24 protein-coding genes are annotated in these 25,717 nt (G+C 34.3%); 14 read left to right on the top strand and 10 right to left on the bottom strand.

Annotated elements, in window-relative coordinates; all coding sequences use genetic code 11:
- Nucleotides 1-2: 2 nt before the first annotated feature.
- The 4 genes from QOX35_RS15015 to QOX35_RS15000 all read right to left on the bottom strand — a co-directional run bounded on the left by QOX35_RS15015 (nt 3) and on the right by QOX35_RS15000 (nt 5,615).
- Nucleotides 3-1,013, bottom strand: a complete 1,011-nt coding sequence (locus QOX35_RS15015) for an SDR family oxidoreductase (RefSeq protein WP_283687623.1) — start codon at nt 1,011-1,013, stop codon at nt 3-5.
- On the bottom strand, nt 970-3,312 hold the full coding sequence (locus tag QOX35_RS15010; RefSeq protein ID WP_283687622.1) for a GumC family protein: 2,343 nt from the start codon (nt 3,310-3,312) through the stop codon (nt 970-972). Before QOX35_RS15010 ends, QOX35_RS15015 begins: the two co-directional genes overlap by 44 nt.
- Nucleotides 3,313-3,317: 5 nt before the next feature.
- Entirely contained in the window at nt 3,318-4,148 is an 831-nt protein-coding gene (locus tag QOX35_RS15005; RefSeq protein ID WP_349630739.1) for a polysaccharide biosynthesis/export family protein, read from the bottom strand.
- Between the two features lie 393 nt (nt 4,149-4,541).
- On the bottom strand, nt 4,542-5,615 hold the full coding sequence (locus QOX35_RS15000) for a glycosyltransferase family 4 protein (protein WP_283687620.1): 1,074 nt from the start codon (nt 5,613-5,615) through the stop codon (nt 4,542-4,544).
- Nucleotides 5,616-5,798: 183 nt separating this feature from the next.
- Between QOX35_RS15000 and QOX35_RS14995 the strand changes: the two genes are divergently transcribed.
- Genes QOX35_RS14995 through QOX35_RS14985 form a run of 3 tightly spaced genes read left to right on the top strand, consistent with a single transcriptional unit; the run spans nt 5,799 to nt 7,647 of the window.
- Complete coding sequence (locus QOX35_RS14995) at nt 5,799-6,062, top strand: DUF2089 family protein (RefSeq protein ID WP_135104380.1); 264 nt, start codon at nt 5,799-5,801, stop codon at nt 6,060-6,062.
- A complete protein-coding gene (locus QOX35_RS14990; RefSeq protein ID WP_283687618.1) occupies nt 6,052-6,672 on the top strand; it encodes a hypothetical protein in 621 nt (206 codons plus the stop codon). The genes QOX35_RS14995 and QOX35_RS14990 overlap by 11 nt, the downstream gene beginning before the upstream one ends.
- 12 nt (nt 6,673-6,684) lie before the next feature.
- Nucleotides 6,685-7,647, top strand: coding sequence for an alpha/beta hydrolase (locus tag QOX35_RS14985; protein WP_283687617.1), 963 nt, complete (start codon nt 6,685-6,687; stop codon nt 7,645-7,647).
- A 17-nt stretch (nt 7,648-7,664) separates the two neighbouring features.
- Here the strand turns inward: QOX35_RS14985 and lpxB are convergent, their stop codons facing one another.
- Nucleotides 7,665-8,807, bottom strand: coding sequence for a lipid-A-disaccharide synthase (gene lpxB / locus QOX35_RS14980; protein WP_283687616.1), 1,143 nt, complete (start codon nt 8,805-8,807; stop codon nt 7,665-7,667).
- Nucleotides 8,808-8,833: 26 nt separating this feature from the next.
- Entirely contained in the window at nt 8,834-9,607 is a 774-nt protein-coding gene (surE, locus tag QOX35_RS14975; protein WP_283687615.1) for a 5'/3'-nucleotidase SurE, read from the bottom strand.
- Nucleotides 9,608-10,126: 519 nt separating this feature from the next.
- Between surE and QOX35_RS14970 the strand changes: the two genes are divergently transcribed.
- On the top strand, nt 10,127-11,776 hold the full coding sequence (locus QOX35_RS14970; RefSeq protein ID WP_283687614.1) for an alkaline phosphatase: 1,650 nt from the start codon (nt 10,127-10,129) through the stop codon (nt 11,774-11,776).
- Between the two features lie 85 nt (nt 11,777-11,861).
- Here QOX35_RS14970 and QOX35_RS14965 read toward each other — a convergent pair whose 3' ends face one another.
- From QOX35_RS14965 to mtaB, 4 genes are all read right to left on the bottom strand, one after another.
- The gene (locus QOX35_RS14965) at nt 11,862-12,485 is read right to left on the bottom strand and encodes a DUF4294 domain-containing protein (protein WP_283687612.1); all 624 of its coding nucleotides are present in this window, start codon (nt 12,483-12,485) and stop codon (nt 11,862-11,864) included.
- An 88-nt stretch (nt 12,486-12,573) separates the two neighbouring features.
- Complete coding sequence (locus QOX35_RS14960; protein ID WP_283687611.1) at nt 12,574-13,602, bottom strand: glycosyltransferase family 2 protein; 1,029 nt, start codon at nt 13,600-13,602, stop codon at nt 12,574-12,576.
- Entirely contained in the window at nt 13,599-14,513 is a 915-nt protein-coding gene (locus QOX35_RS14955; protein WP_283687610.1) for a lysophospholipid acyltransferase family protein, read from the bottom strand. Before QOX35_RS14955 ends, QOX35_RS14960 begins: the two co-directional genes overlap by 4 nt.
- A 2-nt stretch (nt 14,514-14,515) precedes the next feature.
- Nucleotides 14,516-15,826, bottom strand: a complete 1,311-nt coding sequence (gene mtaB / locus QOX35_RS14950; protein ID WP_283687609.1) for a tRNA (N(6)-L-threonylcarbamoyladenosine(37)-C(2))-methylthiotransferase MtaB — start codon at nt 15,824-15,826, stop codon at nt 14,516-14,518.
- A 190-nt stretch (nt 15,827-16,016) separates the two neighbouring features.
- On the opposite strand from mtaB, the gene QOX35_RS14945 reads away from it, so the two are divergent.
- The 10 genes from QOX35_RS14945 to QOX35_RS14900 all read left to right on the top strand — a co-directional run bounded on the left by QOX35_RS14945 (nt 16,017) and on the right by QOX35_RS14900 (nt 25,715).
- On the top strand, nt 16,017-17,684 hold the full coding sequence (locus QOX35_RS14945; RefSeq protein WP_283687608.1) for an AMP-binding protein: 1,668 nt from the start codon (nt 16,017-16,019) through the stop codon (nt 17,682-17,684).
- 177 nt (nt 17,685-17,861) lie between these two features.
- On the top strand, nt 17,862-18,083 hold the full coding sequence (locus QOX35_RS14940; RefSeq protein ID WP_006843518.1) for a hypothetical protein: 222 nt from the start codon (nt 17,862-17,864) through the stop codon (nt 18,081-18,083).
- A gap of 161 nt (nt 18,084-18,244) precedes the next feature.
- Entirely contained in the window at nt 18,245-19,105 is an 861-nt protein-coding gene (locus QOX35_RS14935) for an ABC transporter permease (RefSeq protein ID WP_135104369.1), read from the top strand.
- Nucleotides 19,105-20,052, top strand: a complete 948-nt coding sequence (locus tag QOX35_RS14930) for an O-fucosyltransferase family protein (protein ID WP_283687607.1) — start codon at nt 19,105-19,107, stop codon at nt 20,050-20,052. Before QOX35_RS14935 ends, QOX35_RS14930 begins: the two co-directional genes overlap by 1 nt.
- A complete protein-coding gene (locus QOX35_RS14925) occupies nt 20,046-20,852 on the top strand; it encodes a glycosyltransferase (protein WP_283687606.1) in 807 nt (268 codons plus the stop codon). Before QOX35_RS14930 ends, QOX35_RS14925 begins: the two co-directional genes overlap by 7 nt.
- Nucleotides 20,853-20,864: 12 nt before the next feature.
- On the top strand, nt 20,865-22,142 hold the full coding sequence (locus tag QOX35_RS14920; protein WP_283687605.1) for an ABC transporter ATP-binding protein: 1,278 nt from the start codon (nt 20,865-20,867) through the stop codon (nt 22,140-22,142).
- Nucleotides 22,132-22,848 carry a class I SAM-dependent methyltransferase gene (locus QOX35_RS14915; protein WP_283687604.1) on the top strand — a complete coding sequence of 239 codons (717 nt, stop codon included), beginning with the start codon at nt 22,132-22,134 and terminating at the stop codon, nt 22,846-22,848. Before QOX35_RS14920 ends, QOX35_RS14915 begins: the two co-directional genes overlap by 11 nt.
- Nucleotides 22,849-22,854: 6 nt before the next feature.
- Nucleotides 22,855-23,967, top strand: a complete 1,113-nt coding sequence (locus QOX35_RS14910) for a glycosyltransferase (RefSeq protein WP_283687603.1) — start codon at nt 22,855-22,857, stop codon at nt 23,965-23,967.
- A gap of 76 nt (nt 23,968-24,043) precedes the next feature.
- Nucleotides 24,044-24,895 carry a glycosyltransferase gene (locus QOX35_RS14905; protein ID WP_283687602.1) on the top strand — a complete coding sequence of 284 codons (852 nt, stop codon included), beginning with the start codon at nt 24,044-24,046 and terminating at the stop codon, nt 24,893-24,895.
- A 22-nt stretch (nt 24,896-24,917) separates the two neighbouring features.
- Nucleotides 24,918-25,715: a glycosyltransferase gene (locus tag QOX35_RS14900; protein WP_283687601.1), complete on the top strand. Its 798-nt coding sequence runs from the start codon at nt 24,918-24,920 to the stop codon at nt 25,713-25,715.
- Nucleotides 25,716-25,717 lie beyond the last annotated feature (2 nt).

Below are 25,717 nucleotides of genomic sequence, written 5' to 3'. Positions count from 1 at the left end.
TGTTATTTTAAATTACTCCAATACCATTCTACAGCCTCTTTCAATCCTTCTTTCATACTATATTTCGGATTGTAATCTAACAAAGCTTTTGCTTTATCTATGCTTGCTAATGAGTGAGGGATATCTCCAACTCTATTTGGGCCATGTATAATATCCACATTTGCAATCAGAGGATCATACTCAGTCAGATATTCTTTTAGATATTCTACCAATTGATTTAGAGTTGTTCGTTCTCCAAAAGCTGTATTATATATTGTATTTAATGCTGCGAGATTAGATGTAGTCAGAGCCAGCAAGTTCATCTGTATCACATTCTTTACATAAGTGAAATCCCTTGAATACTCACCATCTCCGTTGATTACGGGTGATTCGTGATTAATTAACCTCTTAACGAATAACGGTATAACAGCAGCATATGCTCCATTGGGATCTTGACGCTTTCCAAACACATTAAAATATCTTAGCCCAATACATTCAATTCCGTATGTACGTGAAAACACATCAGCATAAAGCTCATTAACATACTTAGTTATTGCGTATGGAGATAAGGGTTTGCCAATAACGTCTTCTACTTTGGGCAACGAGACAGAATCTCCGTAAGTAGAAGAACTTGCAGCATAAATAAACCGCTTAACACCAACTTCTTTTGCGGCGAATAGCATATTTAAGAATCCCGAAACATTCACTTCGTTACTTGTTATCGGATCTTTTATAGAACGGGGAACAGAGCCTAAAGCCGCTTCATGAAGAACGTAATCAACGCCTTTTATAGCATTTAAACAATCATCATAATTGCGAACATCCCCGACTATTAACCGAAAGTTTTTTTTATCAAAGAATGGAAGTATGTTTTCCATTTTACCTGTAGAAAAATTATCAAAACAGATAACCTCACAGTTGTACTTTAATAACTCTTCGCAAAGGTTAGAACCTATAAAGCCGGCTCCTCCAGTAATAAGAATTCTTGAATTATCGAGTTTTTGATTTTGAATCATATCCATATTCTTTTCCATATCCATATCTGTAACTACTATCTAAATATGAATCATTGAGCACCAGATACATATTTATTAATTTACCTTCACTTTTTTGCATATTCATGAAGTCTACAGCAGCTCTAGGTGTTACATTTTCTCTAACAATATACAATGTAACATCAACATACTCATCAATTAGATATGTATCCGAGACTAATCCTACCGGAGCAGTATCAAATATTACAAAATCAAATTCTTCTCTTGCTTGGAGCATAAATTCTTTTAAGCGTGGTTCCATTAATAACTCATTCGGATTAGGTGGAATAGTTCCGGCCACCATCACTTTCAAGTTATCATTTAGCCCCGAATCATTAACATAGTTTCGCCAAGAATCATCACTCACTAGGTAATCACTCAAACCTTTGTTTCTTGATACTTGAACATAATTTCTGAGTTTTGGATTTCTTATGTCCCCACCTACTATTAAAACTTTTTTACCCGATAGAGCAAAGCTCATCGACAAGTTGACACTTATAAAAGTTTTTCCTTCACCGGAAGCAGTAGAGGTCACTAATATTGTTTGATTTACTTTATGCTTAAGGATAAAATTTAAGTTATTTCTTAATGACCGGAACATCTCTGCGATACCGGAACTTTGATTTGATCTGATTACGACCTGATCCTTAACCTCATTTTTCCCTACCTGTCCGATAATAGGTACTTCCGATAATCTTTCAAGTTCACTTCTACTTCTGATCTGAACTTTGAATAGGTTGATTAAATATATAATTACAATCGGACATAAAAAACCGAGTATTAATACCGAAAGAACAATGATATTGGACTTAGGGGCTATCGGATGAATATCTTCGAGTGGTGAAACGATTATACGTGCCTTATTCGCGGTTGAAGCAATAGACAAATTAGTCTCTTCTCGTTTTTGCATTAGGAATAAAAATAAGTTCTCTTTAATCCGCTGCTCCCTTACTTTTTCGATGAGTCCTCTTTCTTGTTGAGGGACCGACAATACTCTAGATTTGGTAGATGATGATTGCTTCAATAAATCTTGTTTCGATATATTATATGTCTGCTTGACATTTTTTAGAGAGTTGGATATGCTACTACGCATATTATTTATATCATCAGTTAGTCTTATACGTGTAGGGTTTTCTTCACCCAGCCCTTTTAACTGAACTTCTGAAACAAGTAGCTTATTGTTGTAATCATTTATTATTTGAGCCAAACCGAGATCAGCAATTCCAATGTTAGGTATCACTGAAAATTTATTTGCAGGATTTTGCACAAAACGCTCTATTAAAGATATCACATTGAGTTGGGTTTCTACCTCCAATAACTTTTGTTCATTTTCACCTGTTTGTTGTACAAACAGCTGTGCTTCTGTGCTCAGATCTGTTATTTGATTCTTTTGTTTAAAATCAACAACATTCTCTTCTGCATCTCCTAGTTCTACCGATATTTCTTTCAATCTATCATTAATAAAGATTGCAGTATTGTATGCTATCTCATTCTTTATGTTTACGTTCATTTCATTATACTGCTTCACAAGTTCTCTAAGAATAGCAGCACCCTTGGCAGTATTATTACCAATCAATCCTATATTAAGAACAGAAGACGTTTTACTTGTTGGCGAAACTGATAATGCGCCATTTAGAGCAGAAACAGTAGAGTATATATCATTTATCTGAACATAGTATTTTTCATGTTCAATTACGTTTTTACCTGTCAATTCAATTTTGATAGCGGCATCGTCTAACTTTATTTCGTTCGGAAGAGACTCATATTTTTCATTTATTTTTTTCTCCTCTGAAGCAAATAGATCTTCATATGTCCCGCTAATTTCATATCCCGTTCCATTTTTCTGTATATAGAATTGAATATTTCCTATTCCTTTTTTATCTACAGGTTCTAAAGTGACATGAAAAGGCGTTTGATTGTATAATTCAACCTTTCTAAGTCTCTGCGTAATATAATATACAGTTTGCAAATTCAGTGTATCTACAACAGAACGCATCAAATCGGGAGAAGATAAAATTGCAACTTCGTTTTCTATATTGTTTGTTGTAGAAAGCAAACCGAGAGCCTCTAAATCAAACTCTGCAGCTGCATTTCCTTTACTTGTTCCTTTATCCTCGTTCAGCAATATAGAAAGTGAAGATTTATACTGCTTTTGAGTAACAAGAATGATTGTGACCCCAATAATCAAAAACACAGCTACTGATAGAATAAACCATTTCCAGTAGCGTAAATAATCAAATATGATATCAGTTACAGAAGTTGAAGCACTTGTATCTTTCCAGTTTTTATTGGTTTCCATTTAATTTAGCGGGTTATGATAGCAATTACTGAGATTACGATTGATAATGCGGATAAACTAATCGATTCAAAGGTTCCAAATCGAGAATTATTTCCTTTTGCTTTATTAGTTTCAACATATAACTTGTCATTTTGTTGTAAATAAAAGAGATCTTTATTAAGCACTAAGTTCTTATCTTGCATATCAATTCGATGCATCGCAATCTCTCCATTTTCTTGTATCCTGAGCAACAATACATTATCTCTACGTCCGTATATTGTCATATCTCCGGCTGCAGCCAAAGCATCTAAAATTGTCATTTGACCATTGGGTGTAGTATATACTCCGGGGCGGGCAACTTCGCCAAGAACAGATACTCCAAAATTTATGAACCGAACATTTACGATCGGTTTTTCAGCTATATATCGTGGATAAATTAACGAAACAATGTAATCTTGGGCCTCTTTAGACGTCATTCCACCAATACTTAATTGCCCTAATATTGGAAAATTTATTTGCCCGTCTTTATCTACCAAATAATTTTGCAGACTCCCTGCTGTACTAGAATATGTTGCCGTTGTTTGTATTACAGAACTCAGATTAGTAGGTACCATCGGTAGGTTGAAATCTGTTGCAGCACCTGGTATATTAGAATTGACAGTAATGGTAATTATATCATTAGGCATAATTTTCGCTTCATGGATAGCAGCCACGCTTGATAAAATTTCAGGGGAAACTGTTTCTGCGTTCTTTAAATAAGGTAACTGTTTATAACCCGAACATGAAGCTAAAAAAACGACTAAGAAAAAAACTATTAATGAGTGAAGAATTCTGAGCAAACTCCTATTTGGTTTCATTGTGTTAAAATAAATAATGTTTTATAAAAGAGATTTCCTGCCAAAGATAATTTATTTTTTATCTTTTTTGACTAAAGAAAAAATAATAACTTTTTAAGAAATGCAATCAACACTAAATAAATAAAAAGGAAAAAGCCTGAAAAAAAGAAGATATCAAACTATAAAAAATCTTGAAAGTGTTATGGTATATAGGATTTAAGAATTCGGATATTAATAAAAAAACTGCTGTAAAATTTTACAAAAAAGAAAACAAATCATTTAAAAGCCTCATCAAATTAACCTTTATTTACAAAACTTTAACAATATCAATATCCACGATCATAATAAAGGATTTAAGACTCAAACCATGAGAAAAACAACATTTATTCACGTTAATCACTCTCTATTAAAATTTTAGTTCAACATACCTCGAATAATGGTTTCCATTTTTCCTATAGCATTATCCCAACTAAAACGAAGCACATATTCATGTCCTCTTTTAGCCAAGTCTATGCGATATTCGTTATCCTTAATTAAATAGCAAATTTTATCAGCCATATTTTTCGCATCACCCGGTTCTACCAACAATGCCGTTTCTCCTTCAACCGCATATTCTTTATGCCCTTCTATATTAGTGCATATAAGAGCACATCCACAAAACATAGATTCTACAGATACCAGGCCAAACCCCTCAGTAAAGCTATTGGATATAAATATAGAGTTACGATTATAGATTGCACACAAATCATCCGGATCTCTATGATAATGAATCCAGTCGGGCAAATCTTCAGGTGAGGGATAAATGCCGAATAAATCAACTTTAAGCTCGGGAATCTGCTCTTTTACAAGATGTAGTGCTTCCAACCCATATTTAGAACCTTTTATTTCTTGAACAGAATACATCATAGCAACGGTTGCAATCTCTCTATTCTCTATTCTTTCCTTAATGTAATATACATTGTTGTCAACTCCATTTTCAATCAATTCTACTCTATTATTGGTATGCTTAGCTACTATTTTTTTTAAATAAGAAGCAACAACGATATTAACCGTATCTTTCAAGTTATACGAAGAAAAGAGTAAATCTTCATGTCCTTCCCAATTTTCATAGCCTTGTATAAGGTTGATTTTTTTACCTTTTTCTGGAGATAGTGCTCCCATATCCAATACAGTAGACCACCAAGTAGCAATAACAATATCAGCATCAACCACATATTTGTCCTTTACTTCTTTTACATAAGACATCGTAATATCCGGATCAAACTCGAACCATTTATTTCTATCAAATCGTTCAATTTTAGATAAAATACAGCGTACGAAGTATGGAAAACGGTACTTCATATACTTTGTTTTGATAGGAAATGTTAGATGAACTTGATACCCCATGTAAGCCAATCGATTTGCATATTCGTACATAACCCGAAATCCACCTGCCGGACGACGAGGCTTGAATGGTAGTATAAAATTGATTTTTATATTGTTCTTCATTTCTTCATCTTTTCTTCACAAATATAATGAGTTTAGCAATTCTTTTATCATTATTAAAACTCTTATTTAGAAATTCTAAAAACAATACAGTGAACATAAAATTAAAATAAAAATAAATTTTATTAAATACATATTTAATATTATTAAATAAAATATTATGTTTGTAAAAAAAATGAAGTAAATATGTTACCATGTAATTGTCCAAGTTGTAAAACACAATTAAAAGTAAAAAGCCTTGTTTGTGAAAACTGTGCAACAGAGGTGCACGGTCTCTATGCACTCCCCATACTAGCCCGTCTGTCTGTAGAAGATCAAGACTTTATTCTAAAATTTGTGAAAAATAGTGGAAGTTTAAAAGAGATGGCTAAAGATTTAAAATTGAGTTACCCTACCGTGAGAAATTTATTAGACGATATAATTGATAAACTAAAAGAATATGAAAAGTAAACCTTCTGTGGCAAGCTGGTTATTCAAACCATTTCAATACATTGCCGGTACAAAAGCTCTTATACTAGGGCTAATTGTAATGTTATTACTATCGGTTTTGGGGTATCTGGGAAATACTCATTTCAATGGAGTGATCGGGATGCAATATGCACCACCCAATCAACCTCAACACTATGCAGTCCACATAGTTTATCAGATCATCACCCTCATTTCTATGACAGTGATTTTCTATATTGCGGTCCGTATTGTATCCAAATCTTCTGTCCGTATTATTGATATTGCAGGCACAATGTCTTTATCACAAGCACCCCATATCTTGTTTGGACTAGTAGGCTTAATACCCGCTGTTCATTTAGATTTTGGAAACATAAATGCAGTAAATACAAATGAAATATTTTCTATACTGAAAGATAATATTGGAATATTAGTAATAGCCTCTCTACTGTCTGTTGTAATATTAGCTTGGTCCATTGTTCTTAAATACAATGCCTATTCCGTTTCGGGTAATATAAAAGGAGTTATTGGAGGAATCTCTTTTACAGCAGCTCTTATCATATCCGAAATATTAATTAAAGTACTTATTTTTATCATCATACCTTATTTACACTAAAAACAGACCAATATGAATCGCAAAAAACTATCATTTATTTTATTATTACTCTTATCCCTAAATATATCAGCACAATTAATCGTAAGTGAAGAGCCTATTGTATTAAAAACGGAAACAGGGGATATATTTGGCTCATTAAAAGTTCCGAATAGTAAAACTCCTGTACCAATAGCAATTATTATAGCAGGTTCGGGACCAACAGACCGCAATGGAAATAGTCAACTTACTCAAAACGATGCATATAAAATGTTGTCTGATGAATTATTCTACAGTGGAATAGCTACACTCTGCTTCGACAAAAGAGGTATATCAGCGAGCAAATCAGCAATGAAAGAGGAATCGGATATCCGATTTGAGAATTATATTGAAGATGTAAAAGGCTGGATAGATTTATTATCGAAAGACAAGCGGTTTTCTAACATAATAATTATAGGGCATAGCGAAGGTTCGTTGATTGGGATGATTGCCGCAGAAAACAATCCAAAAGTTACAAAATACATTTCTATAGCAGGAATGGGTGTACCTTTTGATGTGATACTCAAAGAACAATTAGAAAAGCAGTTGGCGGGACAGCCCCAAGCTACAAAAGATCTGATATTCTCTTATTTAGATAAATTGAAAGAAGGTGAAACCATTTCAAATGTACCTCCAACGCTCAATGCACTATTTCGCCCAAGCGTACAACCATATATGATATCAGTAATGAAATATAATCCTCAGAAAGAGATAGCAAAACTTACCATTCCAACTTTAATTATACAAGGAAAAACAGACATACAAGTACCCACAGAACAGGCAAACCTACTATCTGTAGCAAATCCTAAAGCAAAAAAGGTTGTTATAGAGAATATGAACCATGTATTGAAAGACTGCAAAAGTAGCGACATGGCAGAACAAACGCCAACATACAGCAACAAAAGTATTCCGCTAAACAAAGAAATAGGAAAAGTTATAATAAACTTTATAAAAAATTAGAAAGCGAAAGAGAGGAATTATTTTCCTCTCTTTAGTTTTTGTATAATAATATCTGCAGCTCTTTGCGACGCACCAGACTCACCCAATATTCTTATAACTTCATCATAGTCGGCTAACATCGTTTCACTATAGGTTTTGTCATTCAAAAGCTTATTAACTTCCTCCCTAATTGTATCTACAGAGAAAAATTTGGCAAAAAGCTCTTGTACCACTACCCTATCGGCTATCAGATTTACTAACGAAATATATTTTGTATGAAGTATATTCTTGAATGCCCAATAAACCACATGAGGAATAGGCGTTTTGTAACAGACAACTTGCGGAACTTTGAATAAAGCAGTTTCTAATGTAGCCGTGCCGGATGTCACCAATGCCACATCAGCATACTGCAAAAGTCTGTAAGTTTGACCAAATACAATTTTACAAGAATTACGACCTATATATTCTTTGTAATAATCAGGATCTATACCGGGTGCTCCGGCTATCACAGCTTGATAATCTTTAAAGCCTTCAATTGCCTCGAGCATAGCGGGCAGATTATCTTTTATCTCTTGTTGGCGGCTACCGGCAAGTAAAGCTATAATAGGTTTATTATCTAAGTTGTTTTCCGCTATAAACTTATCTTTAACATCATTCTTATTCTCTTCTCTAAAATTGGCTACAGCATCTACCACAGGATTCCCCACATAATCGATACGATAGTTATGCTTCTTATAGAAATCGACTTCAAAAGGAAGAATAGAAAGCATTTCGTCAACATATTTCTTAAAGGATTTCACCCTATATTCTTTCCAAGCCCATACTTTTGGGGAGATATAATAATATACAGGAATGTTGGTATGCGTTTTAATATATTTGGCAACTTTCAGATTAAATCCGGGATAATCGATCAATATCAACACATCGGGATTAAACGCCATAATCTCCTTTTGACACATCTTCATATTACGAAGAATAGTCTTAAGATTGAGAAGTACAGGAATAAATCCCATAAAAGCCATTTCGCGATAATGTTTTACGAGTCGTCCTCCCTGAGCCAACATGAGATCGCCCCCCAGAAAACAAAATTCAGCTTCTGCATCCTGCGCTTTGAGTGCTGCCATCAAGTTAGACCCATGCAAATCTCCCGAAGCTTCTCCTGCCACCAAAAAATATTTCATTGTGTTGTAATTTTATCGATAGAGAATTAAAGAATGGCTTCCCAAAACTTTATTGAGGCAATAAGATCATGATTTGTCATATCCACCTTCACCGGCACAACTGAAACATACCTGTTAGCCAAAGCCCATTCATCCGTCATTTCATCACTAGGTTCATCATTCTCAAAGTTTCCTGTCAACCAATATATATCTTTATCTGCACCATCTTTCGACTGCATAAATTCATTCACCCACTGTCCGGATGTCTGACGACAAACACGGATTCCTTTTATATCGTCTCCTTTCGGAATATTTACATTCAAACATGTTCCACTAGGCAGCCCATCTTCCAATACTTGCTTGGTAATAGAGTGAATATTTTTTTTTGAGTAAGTAAAATCAGCATTGTGACTATGATCAAGCAACGAAAAACCAATAGATGGTATTTTAAATACCGCTCCTTCTATTGCTGCTCCCATTGTTCCCGAATAAAGGACAGCTACCGCTGCATTCGAACCATGATTTACACCCGAAAGAACAATATCAGGTCTGCGTTCAGCTAATTCACTTATGCCTAACTTTACACAGTCCACAGGAGTTCCTGTTGTCGCATAGACTTTGATATTCTGGCTTTCACTTATCAAATATACCCGTAATGGCTGTAATGATGTTATTGCACTCGACATTCCCGAACGAGGTCCATCGGGTGCTACAACTATAATATCTCCTAAATCTTTTACGCTATCTATCAATGCTTCTATACCTTTAGCCTGATAACCATCGTCATTCGTAATCAGTATCAGAGGCTTCTTATTCTCCATCTATCTTTATTTATCATTAAAAAACAAAACTAAGAACTAAAAATTAAATTTCAGTTAAGAAACAAAGATACATCAATATTTTTAGAGCGTATTTATTTCCTTTGTAAAAAGAAATCGACGAAAGGAACGACTCCGAGCAGTCATATTTATCAACAAATAACTGTTTTTAATCTTATATTGCAGATTTATCTTATATAAGACATTATAGTGATCTGAAAGAAGTAAAAGTGACATTAAAAAAGAGCATAGAGACTGTTACTTTTGTTACTTTTTAACAACACTAAACATCTAAATAAATGATGTACAACAATATACAAAACCATAAAAAAGTAACACCCACGTACAATAAAAAGTGCGACTTAAATGAATTATAACCATTAAAAACAAACTCTTTTTTTGTGTTATTTACAAAAGGTTTGAAATGGCTTTAAATTATTATCCAGCGTCTTTGCGATGCAAACATATTTTGTAACTTTGGTATACTTTTTCAATTTATTAATCATTCAAAATATTCCCAACATGAGAAAAACAAGTACGGTCTTATTGCTTCTGCTGATTTTTTCGACCGCGATATATGCCCAACAGCAGTACCGCAAGCATGTCAGACCTACCAAAAATGTGATTGTGATGATACCTGACGGAACATCTATCGGTGTAGTTTCTGCCGCACGTTGGTATCAGATTTACAACAAGCTTGGAAGCAACAATTTAGCTATCGACCCTTATCTATGCGGTACTGTAAAAACATTTTCATCAAATGCTCCCATTGGAGACTCGGCTCCTACAACTTCTTGTTATATGACCGGTATGCCCCAACAGACAGGTAATGTATCGATCTATCCTGTTGCCGATCCTCAAAATGACTTAGTACCTGTAGATCCGGCAAAAGCTTACCAACCATTAGCTACAATACTGGAAGCTGCTAAACATCAACAAAACAAAGCTACGGGATTGGTTGTTACGGTGGAATTCCCGCATGCAACACCCGCAGACTGCTCTGCACACTATTATGCCAGAGGCAAATATGAATATATCGCATCACAAATGGCATATCAAAACTTAGATGTCATGTTTGGTGGTGGTAATTCTATACTTACTGACGACATTAAACAACATTTCAAAAACACGGGAACCAGACTTATTCAGGATGATTTAAAAGCTTTCCGTAACTTTAATGGAAAAGATAAAGTTTGGGCATTGTTCGGAGAAAGAGAGCTACCTTACGACATCGACAGAGACTCTACTTTAGTTCCGTCACTGAATGAAATGACTAAAAAAGCACTCGACAGGCTTTCTCAGAACGAAAACGGCTTTTTCCTGATGGTAGAAGGCAGTAAAGTAGACTGGTCTGCTCACGGAAACGATGCAGTAGGCTGTATTACAGAATATTTAGCATTCGACAAAGCAGTTGCCACAGTTATGGATTTTGCCCGCAAAAATGGAGAAACAACAGTAATAGTTCTTCCCGATCATGGAAATAGCGGATTCACAATTGGTCGTAGAGACCTGAAAAGCTATGATAAAGCAACCATCGATCAACTATTCAAAAATGTATCGCAATACAAAAAAACAGGAGAAGGTTTGGAGCGTATCTTATTAAAATCGAAACCGGAAGATTTCAAAAGCATATTTAAAGAATATACGAATATAGACCTGAACGACGATGAATTAAACTTACTTCTCAGTTCTAAGAACTATCAAGAAGCTGACTATATGAAAGTAAGCAACAGCGTGAATATGGGTTCGAGTATTATCAATATAATGAATCAACATACATATTTCGGTTTCACAACGGGAGGACATACCGGCGAAGAAGTATTTCTCGCAGCTTATCATCCTGATGGTGATCTGCCTATAGGTATGAATACGAATGTAGAAATAAACCAATATCTATCTGACGCTATAGGGCTCAAAACATCTTTGAAAGATATGACAGAAGAAGTCTTTGCTAAACACACAGAAGTCTTCAAAGGATTAGAGTATAGCATCGATAAGTCTACTGATTTCCCTCTATTAAAAGTGAAGAAAGGAAATATGACGTTAACTATACCTGCGTTCAAGTCGGTAGTTTATCTCAACAATCAGCCAATCTCGTTAAGTACAGTGACTGTATACATAGACAAGAACGACACATTCTATGTTCCTAAAAGCCTAATTAATAAGCTATAAGAAGATAGTTATCCTCATATACAAAACAGCGACAAACTCAAAAGGGCTTGTCGCTGTTTTATTTATATAATCTAATTGCTATCAATCATTTATATCCATGATAATTGATGGAATAATAATAATCTAATGTACCTTGTTCCAACTGAGTAACGATGGCTTCTATTTCGGCATCTCTACCTTCAGGATCATACTCTGTTTTCAGGCTATTGCCAAACAATCCGGCAAAAGCATTATATACACCGGCTTTGAAGCTACCAACCAAGGCTTTTACAATATTATATGACGAGGTATTACATTGACGATCGATAAGCTTCACTAACACCTTACCCTGATTCTTGGTCATTTTCTTCATCTTGGGTTTGTATTCCTCCATCATATATTTCTGCACATCGTTCATATACTTATCTCTCGCTTTATCATTGGGCAAGGATTGCATATATTCATAAGTTTCAACAATAGCAGCTGTAATCATCTTTGCATAAGGGTATGCTATGCGGACATCCCTTACTAGTTTTGAGTATTCCTGTCTTTGCTTGTTATTTTTAAATTTTATTGGAGCATATATATAAACCGGCTTGAGGTTCATAATAGCAATCGTATCCCCATGATAGATAACTGCCATATCTATATACGTATCTTGCTTTTCCTGTGCCTTGAGAGCCACAGAAACCAACAATAACAAGACAAAAGAAAATACAATCTTTCTCATTGGGTTACGCAGTATAAATACAGTCCAAATATACAAGAAAAAAGAAAATTCAGATAAGAAATATCAAACTTAATTGCAGTTGAAGAGCTTAACGTCCAAACTTCAAATTTGAGAATAACTTTATTCCTCTCAGATAATAAGCAGCAAGAATACTTCTCGGGTAGATAGTTGCAGGGTATTCAACAATCATTTTTTCAAGGTTTTCATTTCTTGCAGACCGATACATCTTCCTATTATTATAAAAGTCTTTATGGGCTCTAACAACCTCTTTTGCGTTAGCATACTTTCCTGTTACAGCAAATTGGAACGCTGCTATATAATCTAAGATCAGCCGTATAGTCATCACTTTCTTTAAGTTATCCTGAGGCAGATTTTTATAAAGCATTATAAGGTTATTCCTGAAATTGAGAAATGTTTTTCTGGGATTTTCCTTTTTCAATGTAGCGGCTCCAACATGATATACAACCGAAGAAGGTAAGCAAACAATACGCCTGCCTCTTGAGTTCAACCTCCAACAGAGGTCAATCTCTTCCATGTGTGCAAAAAAGGATGAGTCGAACCCTCCTGCTTCAAAGAAGTCTGCAGAACGTATAATGAGACAAGCTCCCGTAGCCCATAAAATATCTATTGGCGTATCATACTGATGATGATCTTCTTCTATTTTCTGAAAAATACGACCTCTGCAAAATGGATAACCATACTTGTCTAAGAATCCACCCGCAGCTCCTGCATATTCAAAACTAGCTTTGTTTCGTTGAGCCAATATCTTAGGCTGAACGGCAGCAACATCTGTATTTTCATCCAGATAGGATATAGTCGTCTTTAACCAGTTTTCGGTTACTTCAACATCAGAATTGAGAATAACAAAATATTCGGCAACTACTTCTTTCAATGCAATATTATATCCTCCTGCAAAACCATAGTTTTCAGATAATCTTATCAATGATATTTGAGGATATGATGTCTCTAAGAAAGAAAAAGAATCATCTGTGGAACCATTATCAGCCACAACAATTTCGACATCAGGAAAAGATGAATACCGTACAACTGTAAGAAGAAACTCTTCTAGTAATTTTTTCCCGTTCCAGTTAAGAATAACAATTGCTATTTTTTTCATTTATGTTGTGCTAATTCAACTTCCTTCCGAGTCATTTTCCATCGCTTGTGAGTCCATAGCCAATAAGCAGGATTACGCAGAATGGTTCTTTCCATCTCTCGTATATAAGTTTCTGTTATATAAAATTCGGGGGCATCCTGGGGCTTATCCGAAATCAATTTTACTGTTCCTTTATAATGTCCTCTTTTCACCTTTTCCATATCAAGGTAAACGACAGCAAATCCGGTTTGTTTTGCAATACGCTCAACGCCTGTAAAAATAGCAGATTCTTGATTCATAAAAGTTGACCAATAATGTATATTGTGAAAAGACGGTGTCTGATCGGCCATGAAGCCTATTAATATTTGCTGTTTTGCCTTTCTTAGCTTTACAATAACACGCAAGGTTTCATTCTTAGCTATTCCGAACGAACCAAACCGGCTACGTATCTTGAGAAACAAATCATCGGTAGCTTTATTTTTCAAAGGTCTATAGATCTGTCCTAAAAGCTTATTTTGATCCTCTTTATTGCGAAACGACATGGTGATTGACGGAACCCATTCCCAATTACCATAATGCCCTAAGAACATTAAGGCAGAATTTCCATCCTTCATCAAATCTTTCACTATATCCATATTCTCAAAAACCATTCGCTTCTGCATCTCTTCATCAGAGATATGTAATAGTTTTAGTGTTTCTACAAAGTAATCGCAAAAATGATGGTAAAATTCTTTCTCGATAACGTGCAACTCTTTATCGGTTTTCTCGGGAAAGCTATTTTTAAGATTGATACGTACGACTTTCAATCTATAACGAATAACCTTATATACTAGAAAATAGAGAAAATCAGATAAAATATATAATGCTCTGAATGGTAACAGCGCATGCAAATACATCCAGATATACAATATATAATATAATATCTTATTCATCTTCAGATCTCAGTAAGAGCTGTTTTTATGGAATTAAAATCGCCCAAAGTTATCATTTTTATTTCATTCGCTTTATGTGCATGATACTGAGTTTCTACTTTTATATAATTCTCAGTAAAGCCATACATAACGCTATCATGTTGAGTATGCTCAAATAACACTTTTCGCTTTGTACCTTGCTGCGACCGATAGAATGCCTGTAATTTTTCGTCTGATAAATCTAGTAGAGCCTTACAACGTGCATGCTTAGTTTTAGGATCTACTTCGTGATCTATTTTCAAAGCCTGTGTATTCGGACGTTCAGAATATGTAAAAACATGCAATTGTGAAAAATCAAGACTTTCTAAGAAAGCTTTTGCTTCTTCAAAATATTCATCAGTCTCGCCTCTTGTACCAACAATAACATCAACTCCGATAAATGCATCAGGCATTACAGATTTAATCTTTTCTACTTTATGCCTGAATAATGCAGTATCGTAGCGGCGACGCATCAATTTAAGCACAGCATCCGAACCCGACTGTAAAGGGATATGAAAATGAAGCGCAAAACGTTTTGATTGAGCTACAAATTGTATAATCTCATCGGTAAGCAAGTTCGGCTCTATTGATGAAATCCGATAACGTTCAATACCTTCCACTTCATCTAAAGCCTTAACCAAGTCAAAAAAAGTTTCGCCGGTAGTTCTACCAAAGTCTCCTATATTTACACCTGTAAGAACAATCTCCTTGCCGCCTTTTTCAGCAACCTCTTTTGCCTGCTGTACCATACTTTCTATCGAACCATTACGACTGCGTCCTCTGGCAAAAGGAATGGTACAAAAAGAACAAAAGTAATCACACCCATCCTGTACTTTCAGAAAATAGCGGGTACGATCGTCCTGCGAACACGATGGAACAAATGACTTTATCTTATTCGTTTTAGAAGTATGTACTACCCCTTTATCTTTTTTCTTTAGTTCGTCAAGATAAGCTACTACATCAAGCTTCTGCTCCGATCCCAGTACAATATCCACGCCTTTTATACCCGCAATATCTTCGGGTTTAAGCTGAGCGTAGCATCCTGTTACTATAACATAAGCACCGGGGTTTTCTTTAATCATTTTACGTACAGCCTGACGACACTTCTTATCTGCAAATTCGGTTACCGAGCAAGTATTTATAACACATATATCTGCAACTTCCCCATCTCTGGATCTACGAACACCAACTTGGGACAATTGTCGCCCGATAGCTGATGTCTCTGCAAAGTTTAATTTACAGCCTAATGTGAGATAGGCTGCTTTTTTATTCTCAAAAATTGAATTATCTATCATTGTATATTACAGAACCTAATTTAATAATATTGAAATAAATAACTTTGTTCTACAAGCAATTTATTAATTATTGTCATATAAAAAGAGTACAAAACTACACAATTACGTGAAACTTTACATATAAAATAGTTGTAGATTATGATGATAGTCTCTATTTTTGCACAAAATTTATAAAAATGAGCAACAAATCATGATTGACAAGAATCTAATAACCTTATATGAAGACAGTTTTAGAAACAATTGGGACTTGAAGGGCTTGTCTGACTATTCCGAAAAAAAAACATTGTATTATAAAGATCTGGCTCGTGAAATAGCTAGAATACACATATTACTGGATGATGCTCAAATAGCAAAAGGAGATAAAGTTGCTCTTATTGGCAAAAATAATATTCCTTGGTGTGTTACCTATCTTGCCGTTATCACTTATGGTGCTACCATTGTACCTATCCTACAGGATTTCCATGCAGACAATATACAGCATATAATCAATCACTCTGAATCAAAATTACTATTCACAGCCAATAATATATGGGACTCTCTGGATGAAGATCATATACCGGGAGTAAGAGGAGTATTCTCTATTAATGATTTCAAGCTTACTTGCTTGCACGAGGGAAAAGGAGAAAAGCTTTCCCTGGCAGTAGAAGAGTTAGACAAGAAAATGAAGGAGAAGTACCTCAATGGTTACTCTCCTAATGATATCAATTATACTAAAGTAGATAACTCGGAAGTAGTACTCATTAATTATACTTCGGGAACAACAGGCTTTAGCAAAGGGGTTATGCTTACAGCCAATAACCTTGCCGGAAATATAACTCATGCTCAATATCTGAAATTACTATTCAGAGGACAAGATATCGTTTCTTTTCTTCCACTGGCGCATGCTTACGGCTGTGCGTTTGAATTTTTGTACTCCTTGACCGAAGGCTCGCATACGACACTACTAGGAAGAGCTCCTTCGCCCAAAATATTGACAGAGGCCTTTGCCGAAATAAAACCACACCTTATCATAACAGTACCTCTTGTTATTGAAAAAATATACAAAAAAGCAATTTTACCTAAAATAGAGAAGCCTGCAATAAAAATGGCCTTGAAAATTCCGATTGTAAAGGATCAGATTTATGCAAAAATAAGAAAAGGCTTAATAGATGCTTTAGGTGGTAATTTTCATGAAGTAATCATTGGTGGTGCAGCTCTAAATGGAGAAGTGGAAGCCTTTCTTCACAAAATAAAATTTCCATTTACGGTTGGTTATGGTATGACAGAATGTGCTCCTTTAATTTCATACGAACATCATTACGATTTTATACCCACATCTTGCGGTAGGATATTAGATAATATTATGGAAGTCCGCATAGACTCGCAAGACCCATATAATATTGTAGGAGAAATACAGGTAAGGGGAGAAAATGTAATGAAAGGTTATTACAAAAATGAAGAAGCTACAAAAGCAGCCTTTACTGAAGATGGCTGGTTGAAAACAGGAGATTTGGGAACTATAGATAGAAATAACACAATTTTCATAAGAGGACGCAGCAAAACGATGTTGCTAGGCCCTAATGGACAGAATATATTCCCGGAAGAAATAGAATCTAAGCTTAACAATATGCCATTCGTATTGGAAAGCCTCGTCGTAGAGCGAAATGGTAAATTGGTTGCATTAGCTCATCCTGATTATGAAACTATGGATGCCGCCCATGTAGATCACGAAATGTTGCCGGCAATAATGGAACAAAACAGGCAAAACCTGAATAAGATGCTTGCAGCATACGAAAATATATCGGCAGTACAAATTTACCCGAGTGAATTTGAAAAAACTCCTAAAAAAAGCATAAAAAGATATCTATATGATAATTAGACAATTACAATCAATGCAACAGTAAAAAAGTCCCCCCCTCAGAAAAAAATAAAAAAAACACTAAAAAAAATATAATTGTGCTGTACAACATGTAAAGAAATATGTATATATTTGCATCGTGTTATCAGAAATTATAACTCAAATACATTTACCGTTTAAGTTTTAATAGAAAAGAAAATGAAAAAATTAGTTTTATTTGCTGTTGCTGCTATCGCAATCTCTTTCGCATCATGTAATAACAAAGCTGCTGAAGAAGCTGCTGCTAAGGCTAAAGCTGACTCTTTAGCTGCTGTTGAAGCTCAAGTAGCTGCTGAAGCTGCTGCTAAAGCTCAAGCTGACTCAATCGCTGCTGCTGCTCAAGCTGCTGCTGACTCTGTAGCTACTGCTGTAAAAAAATAATCCAGCGACAGTTAAGATTTATGAAACCTGTATGAGGTAATACACTCATACGGGTTTTTTTATTATAGTTATTTTTTATTTAAAGATCTTTAACATTAAAAATAACTATCTTTGCACACTCAAAATCACACAAACAAATATAGAAACAATATAATATCTAAATGGAAACTGAAAAAGAACATTGGGATATAGAGATCAAACCGCGCGGAAGCAATTTTTCCCTTAATATAAAAGAAGTCTGGCAATATCGTGACTTATTACAAATGTACGTTCGCCGCGATGTTGTAACTATATACAAACAAACTGTACTCGGCCCTCTATGGTTCATCATTCAACCACTATTTACTACAATAATGTATATGTTTGTATTTGGAAATATAGCCCAAATACCAACGGATGGACTACCTCAGCCATTGTTCTACCTATCTGGAATATTATGTTGGGGATACTTTTCTGACTGTATGGGAAAAGCCTCAGGAACCTTCCTCGGTAACGCCGGAGTATTCAGCAAAGTATACTTTCCTCGATTAGTAGTTCCTATATCAAGTGTTATTTCCAATTTAGTACGATTAATAATCCAACTAGGACTATTCCTTGCCGTATATTTTTATTTTGTATATAACGGCACAGACATCAAGCCTAATATATATATTCTCTCTTTTCCGTTATTGGTTCTAATGCTAGCCGGATTGGGACTGGGGTTTGGCATCATAATATCGTCTGTTACAACAAAGTATAGAGACATGGCTATCCTATTTGGTTTTGTAACCGGATTATGGATGTATGCAACACCAATAATATATCCACTCTCAGTAATGAAAGAAAAATATGAAGAATATATGTGGCTTATACAGCTGAATCCATTAACATCTATCGTAGAAACATTAAGATATGGATTTATGGGAGCAGGTACAGTTGATTGGTTTTGGCTCAGCTATAGTTTTGTTGTTACAATAATAGTCATCATTCTCGGTTCATGGGTATTTAACAAAGTAGAACGCAGCTTTATTGATGTAGTGTGATGGAAGCTACAGAAATGAGAGAAAAATATTATGCTCTAAATAAATCCTTCAAGAGAAAATTCGTTTTTCATCTGGGATATGATGCAGGATTCTTCTCAGAGTATAACAATATGATATTAGCAATGTTATACTGCCTAACACACAAGATCCAATTTATACTATATTCTGAAGATGCTAATTTCGGGTATCAATACGGGTGGACTGACTATTTTTTCCCTTTTTGTGACGAAACTAACGATGATTTTCACAAAAAATATAACTTTAGAAACTACGATTTCATCCAAGAAAGATTAGGGATAAAAGACAAACTGAAAATTAAGGCATATAAGGTATTTAATGGAATAAATTTTCTATCTCAGGACTTATGGCTGCTGCTTAGGGACAGAAAAAACGAAAAAAACATATATAATATTCCAGAGATTGGAATTATAAACTGTTCATTAAAGGATGCATGCCGAGAGCTAATCTCACTAACATGGCAATACAATGAAATAACTGCTCCGGAGATAAAAAATAAAATAAGATTACTAAATTTACCAGAAGATTATATCGGTTTTCATATACGGCGCGGAGATAAGCATATTGAACAAGATTTAGTCGAAACATCAAGTTATCTGAATAGAGCAGAAAATATAAGTAATATAAAGAATACTTTTATATTAACTGATGATTTTAGAGTAATATCTGAAATAAGGAATAAATATAAAGAGTGGACGATATTCACATTCTGTAAAGAGTCTGAGCAAGGGTACGACCATACTAAATTCAAAAAAGAAAATAAATCTATAATAAAAGAAGCACATTTAAATCTATTTGCATCATTAGATGTGCTAAACAACAGTACATTTTTCGTAGGGACTTTTGGTTCAAATCCGGGGATGTATCTAGGCATGAGGATGGATTCTGCTAAATGTATAAGTATAGACATAGATTGGCAAATATGGTAGACAATGTTAATACATACAAAAAGCTTCCTTTCAGCGCCATTGTTACAGGATACAATGAAGGATACATTTTGGAAGATTGCCTTAAATCAATTTCTTTTTGCGAGAATATAAAATATGTAGATCAAGGCTCTAATGATAATTCGATAGAAATAGCGAAGCAATATAGTAATGAAATCATAGAGCATAAAAGGGTACCGCTAGGCGAAGCTATTGTTGCAGAGTATTACAAATCGGAAAAAAATGATTGGATACTTATAATAGATCCCGATGAACGAATTAGCTTTGAGCTATATAAAGATATAACAGCACTTTTTGAAAAAGGAATCCCTGATAATATTGGAGCAATACTCGTTCCTTGTATATATTATTACAAAAAGCATCCATTGAAAGGAACACGCTGGGGCGGTATTCACTCCCGTATGCTATTGTTTCACAAAGACAGATGTAAAATGACAGGCGTAGTACATGCGGGCAGAACCGTACTTCCTCCTTATGAACCGTTTTGGATTGCATACAATGGAAAAAATATAGATCATCATTATTGGATGATCAGTTTTTCTCAATTGCGGGAAAAACATTTAAGATACTTGAAAATGGAAGCTGAATCAAGAAATTTCATGGGATTTATTGCTTCAAAAAAAGGTATCATAAAACGTCCATTCAAAGCTTTTCACTCCTGTTTTCTCAAGATGAAAGGGTATAAAGACGGATTGTATGGACTCTTATTATCTTTTTTCTGGGCATGGTACGATACATGTGCCGAGATAAGATTATATAAATATCAAAAACAACAGAAATAAACAAATCTGAATATGTCAGACATCGCAATAAAATTTGAAAATATATCTAAGCAATATCGTTTAGGATTAGTGGGCACAGGAACTATAGCACACGACCTAAACCGCTGGTGGCATGTTGTAAGAGGCAAGGATGATCCCTATTTGAAAATAGGAGAAGTCAATGACCGTTCATCAAAGGCTAGCAGCAAATATATCTGGGCACTTAAAGATATAACTTTTGATGTAAAACAAGGAGAAGTGTTAGGCATAATCGGTAAAAACGGTGCAGGAAAATCAACCTTGCTTAAGATATTATCGAGAGTAACATCTCCTTCTACCGGAACAATTAGAGCTAAAGGTAGGATAGCATCACTATTGGAGGTAGGAACAGGATTTCACCCCGAAATGACCGGTCGTGAAAATATCTTCATGAATGGCTCAATCATGGGAATGACTAAAGCTGAAATAAAGAGAAAACTAGATGAGATTGTAGATTTTGCAGGTGTAGAGAAATATATAGATACTCCTGTTAAACGTTACTCTTCGGGTATGACAGTTCGTCTTGGCTTTGCGATTGCAGCACATTTGGAACCCGAAATACTCGTTGTGGATGAAGTATTGGCTGTAGGAGATGCCGAATTTCAGAAAAAAGCGATTGGCAAGATGCAAGATGTGTCGAAAGGAGATGGTCGTACAGTATTGTTTGTAAGTCATAATATGCAATCTGTTTCCACATTAACACAGAACAGTGTTTTATTAGAAAATGGACAGGTTTGTGCTTATGACAGAACGGATATTGTTATTCAGAAATATTTATCTATGAGTGGAACTCAAGAGAATATATATCAACGCAAGATAAATAATAACAAACCGAATGTGATTAAAGTTGAATGTAAAACATCTCACAATAATAATATTCAACAATTTGGGAAACCGATGGATATTATTATCGATGTTCATACTCCCTACAGAATACCGTCAGCAGCTGTCTCCTACCAGGTACTTAATAGTGAAGGGGTACCGATAACCCATATATTGAACTTATATGAAGAAAACCCTTTTTGTGATGAAGAAGGAATATATAGGTTAAAATCTTCTATTCCATTCGTACATCTATACCCGGGGACATATAGTTTGGTCGTTCATTTTTCAGATAGGATATCTCGAGAAAAATATGAAACCATAGAAAATATTACTCCTTTTGAGGTTAAAGTTTTTGGAGAAATTCGTGATTATTATTGGGGCCCAAGAAATGCGACTTATGTAGAGGACTCTATATGGGATGTAAAAAAAATAGATAATGGCAAATAAGAAACCATACGATAATTTTATTAATATTCCTTTTACCTCAGATAATTTGGATAGATATTTAATGCGTAGCTTTATTTTTAATGTAGTTAAAAATACTTTACCATCATTAAAGGGGACCTTATTGGATGTAGGATGTGGTAAAATGCCATATAAGAAGTATATATTAGAAAATAGTGAAGTGAATACATATATAGGTCTTGATATAGAGACTGCTATGAAATACGACACTATAATAAAACCTGACTATACATGGGATGGCAAAGAAATGCCATTTAAGGACGAGAGTTATGATACACTTTTAGCTACAGAAGTGTTAGAACACTGCCCTACGCCCGAGCTAGTATTGAAAGAAATGTACAGGGTATTGAAAAAAGATGGATATATTCTGCTGACTGTTCCCTTCTTATGGCCACTACATGAAACACCACATGATGAATATAGATACACTCCGTTTGCTTTACGACGGCTCTTAGAAGATGTCGGATTCAGAAATATTGAAGTTAAATCTAGTGGAGGATGGCATGCAAGTATGGCACAAATGTTAGGATTATGGGTCAAAAGAAGTGGTATTTCTTGTCAAAAACAAAAAATCCTGTCCAAGATTCTAAAACCAATCATAAAATTTTTAATTAAAAAAGATACTGTACCTACGAATTTCTACGAAGGACTGATGATCCCTAATTTATTTGCCACAGCTACAAAATAGACTTTTATGAAAAATATAGCTCTAATTTCACCTAACTTGAATGCATATTCAGAAACATTCATTCAAAACCATAAAAAAAATTTCGAAGGAAATGTGAAGTTTTATTATGGTGGGCACTTCCCGACATATCTAGAAGGAAGTGGTCATTTGTGGATATCATCCAAAGAAAGATTAGCTGATTATATTAAAGCAAATGTATTTCAGATAAAGAATATTCCATCACCAGAATATAAAGCATTAGAAAAAAGCTTCAAAAGGGAAAAAATTAATATTGTTTATGCAGAATATGGTCCTACAGGATATGCAATGATGGACATCTGCAAAAAAATGGGATTACCACTTATTGTTCATTTCCATGGATATGATGCTTCGATGACAAGAGTTTTAGAGGAATACAGGGATGCTTATAAAGAAATGTTTAAATATGCCTCAGTCATCATAGCTGTCTCTAAAATAATGGAACAGGATTTAATTAAAATAGGATGCCCTCCTGAGAAGCTAAAGTATATCACCTATGGTCCTGAAGATAATTTCTTCTCCGTTACCCCCTCATATAAGACAGAAGCATTTCTATCTATCGGCCGCTTTGTTGACAAAAAAGCACCATATCTTACAATACTGGCCTTTAAAAAGGTGTTAGAGAAGTTTCCGAAGGCTAAACTATATATGGCTGGAGATGGAGTACTACTAAATACATGTATCAATCTTTCAAAATATCTAAAGATCGAAGAAAACATTATATTTATAGGGCAAGCCAAACATCAAGAATTGATGAGCTATTATGAGAAAGTTCGAGCTTTTGTGCAACACTCCGTAACAGCAATCGATGGCGATATGGAAGGAACCCCAGTTGCTATTATTGAAGCCTCTGCTGCGGCTCTTCCGGTAATATCAACAAAACATGCAGGAATCCCTGACGTGATAATAAATGGGGAAACAGGCTTACTTGTAGAAGAACATGATGTTGACGGCATGGCTCAAAACATGATATATATATTAGAAAATGAACTTAAAGCAAAAGAGATGGGAGAAAAGGGAAGAGTGAATATTTATGAAAATTTCAGTATGAAAATTCATATAGATAATTTAAACTCTATTATCTCTGAATATGCAAAATAAAAAGACTATCAATTTAATATTGATGATATTTTTACAGAAAATAATATAGATATAGAATTGAATATATTTTGATAAAATGAATAATCCATTATTCTCTGTTCTTATAGCCAATTATAATAACGGAATATATATCGAGGATGCTATCCAGAGTATATTCGATCAGACATATAATAATTGGGAAATAATTATTGTAGACGATTTTTCGACAGATTCGTCATCCGATGCTTATGAGAGCTATCAAAAGAATGAGAAAATAAAAATTTTTCGTAATACAGAAAACAAAGGATGTGGATATACCAAAAGAAGATGTGTTGATGAAGCTTCTGGAGTAATCTGTGGTTTTTTAGATCCGGATGACATTCTATCTAAAGACGCTTTGGCTGAAATGATTGCAGTTCATGAGCAAAATCCGGATTGTTCTCTAGTACATTCCAAACTTTATTTTTGTGATGAAAAACTAAAAATACTAGGAGAATATTCGGCAGCAAAAAATGTACCTTTTGGAGAAAAAATGTTTTTCAATATGCATGGGGAATTTACCGCATTTGCTTCTTTCAAAAAGAGCTTTTATGACAAAACAGATGGAATAGATTCATATTTAATTAGAGCTGTAGATCAAGATTTATATTATAAATTGTACGAAACAGGGAAAACATTTTTCCTCGACAAGTTTCTTTATTATTATAGAGTTCATAACTCTGGAATATCAACTTTATCTAATTCAGATAAAGCATACTACTGGAAATGGTTTACAATACTTAGTGCAGCAAAAAGAAGAGGTATAAATATTGAAGATTTCTTCTTAGAAAATTTTGTTACTAGATATGAATATGAAATGCTCAAAAATAAATATGAAAAAGTAAAGAAATACAGTAAACTAAATGATTTTTTACGAAATATCAAACAGAAGTTCGGATTGATAAAATAATAGAATTAATTTATTTTTATTTATGAAAAGGGTTGCTTTTTTGAGTTTGTTTTCATATTCTTTTTGGAAAGAGTATATCTACAATCGTCGAAAGAATTCTTTGATCTATCTTTTCAATAAGACAGTTCGTCAACAAAAAAATGATCCTCTGATTATTCCTATAATTATAATTAATTATAACCGTCTTGCCGATTTAAAAATCCTTGTAAAGTTTTTAAAGGGAAGAAGACATAAAAACATTGTTATAGTTGACAACAATTCAACATATCCACCTCTTTTAGAATACTATAAAGAGATCGAAAAGGATATTAAGATAGAATATATGCAGAAAAACTATGGTCACATGGTTTTTTGGGAAAATCAAGATTTATATAAGAAATATTCTAAAGGATATCATATTGTAACAGATTCGGATATTATCCCAAACGCAAATCTACCGGTAGAATATTTACATAAAATGATAAACACACTGGATAATAATAAACATATTACCAAAGTTGGTTTTGCTCTCAAGATTGATGATATTCCTGACTATTACCAACATAAGGCAAAAGTTTTAGAGTGGGAAAAAAAGCATTGGGAGAATCTTGTTGGAGAAAATTTGTATTTGAATGAACTGGATACAACGTTTGCTTTATATCCACCACAATATCAATATAATTTGTTGAATTTTTATTCGGCAATAAGAATAGCCGGAGATTATACAGCACAACATAAGGGGTGGTATATTGACGACCAGAATCTAACAGATGAAGAGATATATTATTTCAAAACGGCAAGCGATTCCAACTCCTGGAAAATAGATATTAAAAACAGCTAAAA

This window comes from Dysgonomonas sp. Marseille-Q5470 (assembly GCF_951230145.1).
Classification (GTDB): Bacteria; Bacteroidota; Bacteroidia; order Bacteroidales; family Dysgonomonadaceae; genus Dysgonomonas.
Note: the sequence above shows the minus strand (reverse complement) of the source record. Positions and strands in the feature narration are given on the sequence as shown.

Bases quoted from the DNA above. Each gene is read 5' to 3' on its own strand.
- QOX35_RS14965 (WP_283687612.1), bottom strand. From the start codon at position 12,485: ATGAGAAAGATTGTATTTTCTTTTGTCTTGTTATTGTTGGTTTCTGTG.
- QOX35_RS15005 (WP_349630739.1), bottom strand. From the start codon at position 4,148: ATGAAACCAAATAGGAGTTTGCTCAGAATTCTTCACTCATTAATAGTT.
- QOX35_RS14925 (WP_283687606.1), top strand. From the start codon at position 20,046: ATGGTAGACAATGTTAATACATACAAAAAGCTTCCTTTCAGCGCCATT.
- QOX35_RS14920 (WP_283687605.1), top strand. From the start codon at position 20,865: ATGTCAGACATCGCAATAAAATTTGAAAATATATCTAAGCAATATCGT.
- QOX35_RS14960 (WP_283687611.1), bottom strand. From the start codon at position 13,602: ATGAAAAAAATAGCAATTGTTATTCTTAACTGGAACGGGAAAAAATTA.
- mtaB (WP_283687609.1), bottom strand. From the start codon at position 15,826: ATGATAGATAATTCAATTTTTGAGAATAAAAAAGCAGCCTATCTCACA.
- QOX35_RS15015 (WP_283687623.1), bottom strand. From the start codon at position 1,013: ATGGAAAAGAATATGGATATGATTCAAAATCAAAAACTCGATAATTCA.
- QOX35_RS14995 (WP_135104380.1), top strand. From the start codon at position 5,799: ATGTTACCATGTAATTGTCCAAGTTGTAAAACACAATTAAAAGTAAAA.
- QOX35_RS14935 (WP_135104369.1), top strand. From the start codon at position 18,245: ATGGAAACTGAAAAAGAACATTGGGATATAGAGATCAAACCGCGCGGA.
- QOX35_RS15010 (WP_283687622.1), bottom strand. From the start codon at position 3,312: ATGGAAACCAATAAAAACTGGAAAGATACAAGTGCTTCAACTTCTGTA.
- QOX35_RS14900 (WP_283687601.1), top strand. From the start codon at position 24,918: ATGAAAAGGGTTGCTTTTTTGAGTTTGTTTTCATATTCTTTTTGGAAA.
- QOX35_RS14905 (WP_283687602.1), top strand. From the start codon at position 24,044: ATGAATAATCCATTATTCTCTGTTCTTATAGCCAATTATAATAACGGA.
- surE (WP_283687615.1), bottom strand. From the start codon at position 9,607: ATGGAGAATAAGAAGCCTCTGATACTGATTACGAATGACGATGGTTAT.
- QOX35_RS14945 (WP_283687608.1), top strand. From the start codon at position 16,017: ATGATTGACAAGAATCTAATAACCTTATATGAAGACAGTTTTAGAAAC.
- QOX35_RS14985 (WP_283687617.1), top strand. From the start codon at position 6,685: ATGAATCGCAAAAAACTATCATTTATTTTATTATTACTCTTATCCCTA.
- lpxB (WP_283687616.1), bottom strand. From the start codon at position 8,807: ATGAAATATTTTTTGGTGGCAGGAGAAGCTTCGGGAGATTTGCATGGG.
- QOX35_RS14940 (WP_006843518.1), top strand. From the start codon at position 17,862: ATGAAAAAATTAGTTTTATTTGCTGTTGCTGCTATCGCAATCTCTTTC.
- QOX35_RS15000 (WP_283687620.1), bottom strand. From the start codon at position 5,615: ATGAAGAACAATATAAAAATCAATTTTATACTACCATTCAAGCCTCGT.
- QOX35_RS14910 (WP_283687603.1), top strand. From the start codon at position 22,855: ATGAAAAATATAGCTCTAATTTCACCTAACTTGAATGCATATTCAGAA.
- QOX35_RS14990 (WP_283687618.1), top strand. From the start codon at position 6,052: ATGAAAAGTAAACCTTCTGTGGCAAGCTGGTTATTCAAACCATTTCAA.
- QOX35_RS14970 (WP_283687614.1), top strand. From the start codon at position 10,127: ATGAGAAAAACAAGTACGGTCTTATTGCTTCTGCTGATTTTTTCGACC.
- QOX35_RS14955 (WP_283687610.1), bottom strand. From the start codon at position 14,513: ATGAATAAGATATTATATTATATATTGTATATCTGGATGTATTTGCAT.
- QOX35_RS14930 (WP_283687607.1), top strand. From the start codon at position 19,105: ATGGAAGCTACAGAAATGAGAGAAAAATATTATGCTCTAAATAAATCC.
- QOX35_RS14915 (WP_283687604.1), top strand. From the start codon at position 22,132: ATGGCAAATAAGAAACCATACGATAATTTTATTAATATTCCTTTTACC.